General features: G+C 42.7%; 5 protein-coding genes. 4 read left to right on the top strand and 1 reads right to left on the bottom strand.

All coding sequences use genetic code 11. The features are described 5' to 3' along the window. Positions 1-30: 30 nt before the first annotated feature. The 4 genes from rpsO (at position 31) to RDS42_RS12995 (ending at position 3,633) form a co-directional block, all read left to right on the top strand. Complete coding sequence (gene rpsO / locus RDS42_RS13010; RefSeq protein ID WP_177276684.1) at positions 31-297, top strand: 30S ribosomal protein S15; 267 nt, start codon at positions 31-33, stop codon at positions 295-297. 206 nt (positions 298-503) lie between these two features. Further along, positions 504-2,597: a polyribonucleotide nucleotidyltransferase gene (locus RDS42_RS13005; RefSeq protein WP_308784036.1), complete on the top strand. Its 2,094-nt coding sequence runs from the start codon at positions 504-506 to the stop codon at positions 2,595-2,597. A 13-nt stretch (positions 2,598-2,610) separates the two neighbouring features. Beyond that, positions 2,611-3,102 carry an anaerobic ribonucleoside-triphosphate reductase activating protein gene (nrdG, locus tag RDS42_RS13000; RefSeq protein ID WP_308784035.1) on the top strand — a complete coding sequence of 164 codons (492 nt, stop codon included), beginning with the start codon at positions 2,611-2,613 and terminating at the stop codon, positions 3,100-3,102. A gap of 15 nt (positions 3,103-3,117) precedes the next feature. Next, complete coding sequence (locus RDS42_RS12995; RefSeq protein WP_308784034.1) at positions 3,118-3,633, top strand: deoxyuridine 5'-triphosphate nucleotidohydrolase; 516 nt, start codon at positions 3,118-3,120, stop codon at positions 3,631-3,633. 26 nt (positions 3,634-3,659) lie between these two features. Here the strand turns inward: RDS42_RS12995 and RDS42_RS12990 are convergent, their stop codons facing one another. Then, positions 3,660-4,055 carry a DUF1292 domain-containing protein gene (locus RDS42_RS12990; protein ID WP_308784033.1) on the bottom strand — a complete coding sequence of 132 codons (396 nt, stop codon included), beginning with the start codon at positions 4,053-4,055 and terminating at the stop codon, positions 3,660-3,662. Between the last annotated feature and the right edge of the window lie 141 nt (positions 4,056-4,196).

Below are 4,196 nucleotides of genomic sequence, written 5' to 3'. Positions count from 1 at the left end.
TAATATTATAATTATAAGGAGGAAATCATAATGATTTCAAAAGAAAAAAAACAGGCAATCATGAAAGAATATGCAAGATGTGAGGGTGACACAGGTTCACCGGAGGTACAGGTTGCAGTTCTTACAGCAAGAATTCAGGAGCTTACAGAGCATTTACAGAGCCATCATAAAGATCATCATTCCAGAAGAGGTCTTCTGAAAATGGTAGGTCAGAGAAGAGGTCTGCTTGCATACCTGAAGAAAACAGACATCGAAAGATACCGTGCACTGATTGAAAAATTAGGTTTAAGAAAATAATTAGTTTGCGGAAGGGCGGATTTCCATCCGCCCTGTTTTACTACATACAGGTATTTACAGCCTTTTTGGAAAAGCAGAAGTATTTTCCGAGACTTCTGAAAAGCCCGTGTGGAGCCTGCTGTCGGCGGTTTTTTCAGTTGTTTCGGACTTCTGTCCGCTTAGAAGGCGATGCCAGCCTGTAGAATTTTATGAAAAGGAGATAAACTATGTACAAAAGTTATTCTATGGAATTAGCCGGAAGAACACTTACAGTAGATGTAGGCCGTGTTGCAAAGCAGGCCAATGGTGCGGCTTTGATGCATTATGGTGATACAACTGTACTTTCAACAGCAACAGCTTCTAAAGAGCCGAGAGAAGGAATTGACTTCTTTCCTTTAAGTGTTGAATACGAAGAAAAAATGTATGCAGTAGGAAAAATTCCAGGTGGATTTAATAAAAGGGAAGGAAAGGCAAGTGAGCATGCTATTCTTACTTCCCGTGTAATCGACCGTCCTATGCGTCCTCTGTTTCCGAAGGATTACAGAAATGATGTAACACTTGTAAACATGGTAATGTCAGTAGATCCGGAATGCAATCCGGAGATTCCGGCAATGCTGGGCTCTTCCATTGCTACCTGCATTTCTGATATCCCATTTGACGGACCATGTGCAACAACTCAGGTAGGTCTTATCGATGGAGAATTTGTGATCAATCCGTCACTGGCACAGAAAGAGATTTCTGACCTTCAGCTTACAGTGGCTTCTACCCGGGAAAAGGTGATCATGATCGAGGCCGGCGCAAATGAAGTTCCTGAGGACAAAATGATCGAAGCTATCTACAAGGCACATGAAGTAAATCAGGAGATCATCCGTTTTATTGATAAGATCGTAGCAGAATGTGGAAAAGAAAAACATCTTTATGCGTCCTGCGCAGTTCCGGAAGAGCTTTTTGCAGCTATCCGTGAGATCGTCCCGCCGGAAGAAATGGAAGAGGCAGTATTTACAGATGATAAGCAGACAAGAGAAGAAAATATCCGTGAGATCACAGCAAGACTCCAGGATAAATTTGCAGATAATGAGGAATGGCTCAATGTTCTGGGAGAGGCAGTTTACCAGTACCAGAAGAAGACTGTCCGTAAGATGATCCTGAGAGATCACAAACGTCCGGACGGACGTAAGATCGACCAGATCCGTCCTCTTGCTGCAGAAGTAGACATTATTCCGAGAGTACACGGATCTGCAATGTTTACCCGTGGACAGACTCAGATCTGCACACTGACTACACTGGCACCTCTTTCTGAAGCTCAGAGACTGGATGGACTGGATGAATTTGAAACCTCCAAGAGATATATGCATCATTATAATTTCCCGTCCTACTCTGTTGGTGAAACAAAGCCGTCCAGAGGACCGGGACGCCGTGAGATCGGTCATGGAGCCCTGGCTGAAAGAGCACTTGTTCCGGTGCTTCCGTCAGCAGAAGAGTTCCCATATGCCATCCGTACCGTATCTGAAACATTTGAGTCCAACGGTTCTACTTCTCAGGCAAGTATCTGTGCATCTACCATGTCTCTTATGGCAGCAGGTGTACCGATCAGCAAACCGGTAGCGGGTATTTCCTGTGGTCTTGTGACAGGTGCAACAGATGATGATTATATTGTTCTGACAGACATTCAGGGTCTGGAAGACTTCTTTGGTGATATGGACTTTAAGGTTGCCGGAACACATGACGGTATTACTGCTATCCAGATGGATATTAAGATTCATGGTCTGACCAGACCTATCGTTGAGGAAGCGATCCGCAGGACAAAAGATGCAAGAGAGTATATCCTTACAGAGGTTATGGAAAAATGTATTGCAGAACCTCGTAGCCATGTAAATAAATATGCGCCGAAGATCATCCAGATTCAGATCGATCCTCAGAAGATTGGCGATGTGGTAGGTCAGAGAGGAAAAACAATCAATACCATCATTGAGCGTACCGGAGTCCAAATTGATATCAGTGATGAAGGTGCAGTATCCATCTGTGGCGTAGACCAGCGAGGAATGGATGAGGCGGCTCATATGATCGAAGTGATCGCTACTGATTTTGAAGCGGGACAGATCTTTACCGGAAAGGTAGTCAGCATTAAGGAATTTGGTGCATTTGTTGAATTTGCACCGGGAAAAGAGGGAATGGTTCATATTTCCAAAATTGCCAAGGAAAGAATTGACCGTGTTGAAGACGTATTAAGTCTTGGAGATCAGGTAAAAGTAATCTGCCTTGGAAAAGATAAGATGGGAAGAATCAGTTTCAGTATGAAAGACGTGCCGGAAGAGGCATAAGAGATAAAAGCGTATGAGATATCATAATATAACAAAAGATGATATGCTGAATGGAGACGGACTCCGGGTGGTTCTCTGGGTGGCTGGATGCAATCATTGCTGCAAATCATGTCAGAATCCGGTTACCTGGGACCCCAATGGAGGGCTCCCTTTTACAGAAGCGGAGATAAATGAAATTTTTGCGGAGCTTGACAAGGATTATGTGAGCGGTATCACTTTTTCAGGAGGAGATCCGCTGCATCCGGCAAACATAACGGGCATTACAGATCTTGCAAGAAAAATCCGTCAGAAATATCCAAATAAGACCATTTGGCTTTATACAGGTTCCCTTTGGGAAGAAATCCAGAATGAAGAGGTCATTCATTATCTTGACGTATGTGTAGATGGAGAATTTCTTGTAGATCGAAGAGATCCTTCTTTAAAATGGAAAGGATCAGATAATCAGCGGGTGATTAATGTTCCGGAGACTCTTCGTCAGGGAAAGATCATCCTCCATGCAGAATAACTTCAGGAGAACAGCATGAAGAGAATTGCAAAATTTCATAAAGTAAGTGAAGCACGTTTTTTGGAAGACTGGAAAGATAACTTTCCGGAAGCATCCGATGAAGAAATAAAAGAAATCTATAAAAATATCGCACTTCCCAAAAGAGCAACAGCGGGAAGTGCCGGCTATGATTTTTATGCTCCTGCAGATTTTTCCATAGCACCGGGAGAAAGCATTAAAATTCCTACAGGCATCCGGGTAGAAATGGATCAGGAATGGGTGCTGAAATGCTATCCCAGAAGTGGTTTGGGCTTTAAATACCGCCTTCAGCTGAATAATACAGTTGGGATCATTGACAGTGATTATTTTTATTCTGACAATGAGGGACACATGTTTGCAAAGCTGACCAATGATGGAAGAGAAGGCAAAACGGTAGAACTGGCAAAAGGAACCGGATTTATGCAGGGGATTTTTGTAGAATATGGAATCACCGTAGACGACGATGCAACAGGCATCCGTAATGGTGGATTTGGAAGCACCACAAATAAATAAAGGCAGCAAAAAAGGAGAGCCTGGAATTATTCCAGAGACTCTCCTTTTTCTTCTGTATATTCTCCATGCTCTTCTGCTCTGCGCGCGTTTTCGAGAATACTGTTAAAGGCCTCTGCTGCAGAAGCATATTCTTCATCGCTTTCAATGTTTGCAAGCATAGGATCTCCCTGTTCTGTCCGGGAGAAAACATAAAGATAAACCTCTCCGTCCTGATTCTGTCCGTTTTCATCCAAAGGAAGAAGAGCGATATACTCTTTTTCTTTCACAGGAAAAATAGTCAGAATGGCACATTCTACTTCTGTGTTATCATCCAGTGTAAGGGAAATGGTATTCGGAATCTGATTTTGTCCGGATCCACAGCTTTCACAGCAGGATGAGCAGTCACTGGCACTGCAGCCTGCATTTTTGAATTCTTCACTCATGGTATTTTCCTCACTTTAACGTATTTGTCCGGGTGTTTCTGCCAGACTGTATCCTATATTTTATCAGATAAAGAGATTATTGTAAAATGATTTCTTTTGGCAATAAGGCAAAAAGAAATGATAATAGTAAATAAATATTCC

The sequence above is a fragment of the uncultured Blautia sp. genome, assembly GCF_902497045.1.
GTDB lineage: Bacteria > Bacillota > Clostridia > Lachnospirales > Lachnospiraceae > Blautia_A.
Note: the sequence above shows the minus strand (reverse complement) of the source record. Positions and strands in the feature narration are given on the sequence as shown.

Coding starts and splice junctions, on each gene's coding strand:
- RDS42_RS12990 (WP_308784033.1), bottom strand. CDS start 4,055: ATGAGTGAAGAATTCAAAAATGCAGGCTGCAGTGCCAGTGACTGCTCA.
- rpsO (WP_177276684.1), top strand. CDS start 31: ATGATTTCAAAAGAAAAAAAACAGGCAATCATGAAAGAATATGCAAGA.
- RDS42_RS12995 (WP_308784034.1), top strand. CDS start 3,118: ATGAAGAGAATTGCAAAATTTCATAAAGTAAGTGAAGCACGTTTTTTG.
- RDS42_RS13005 (WP_308784036.1), top strand. CDS start 504: ATGTACAAAAGTTATTCTATGGAATTAGCCGGAAGAACACTTACAGTA.
- nrdG (WP_308784035.1), top strand. CDS start 2,611: ATGAGATATCATAATATAACAAAAGATGATATGCTGAATGGAGACGGA.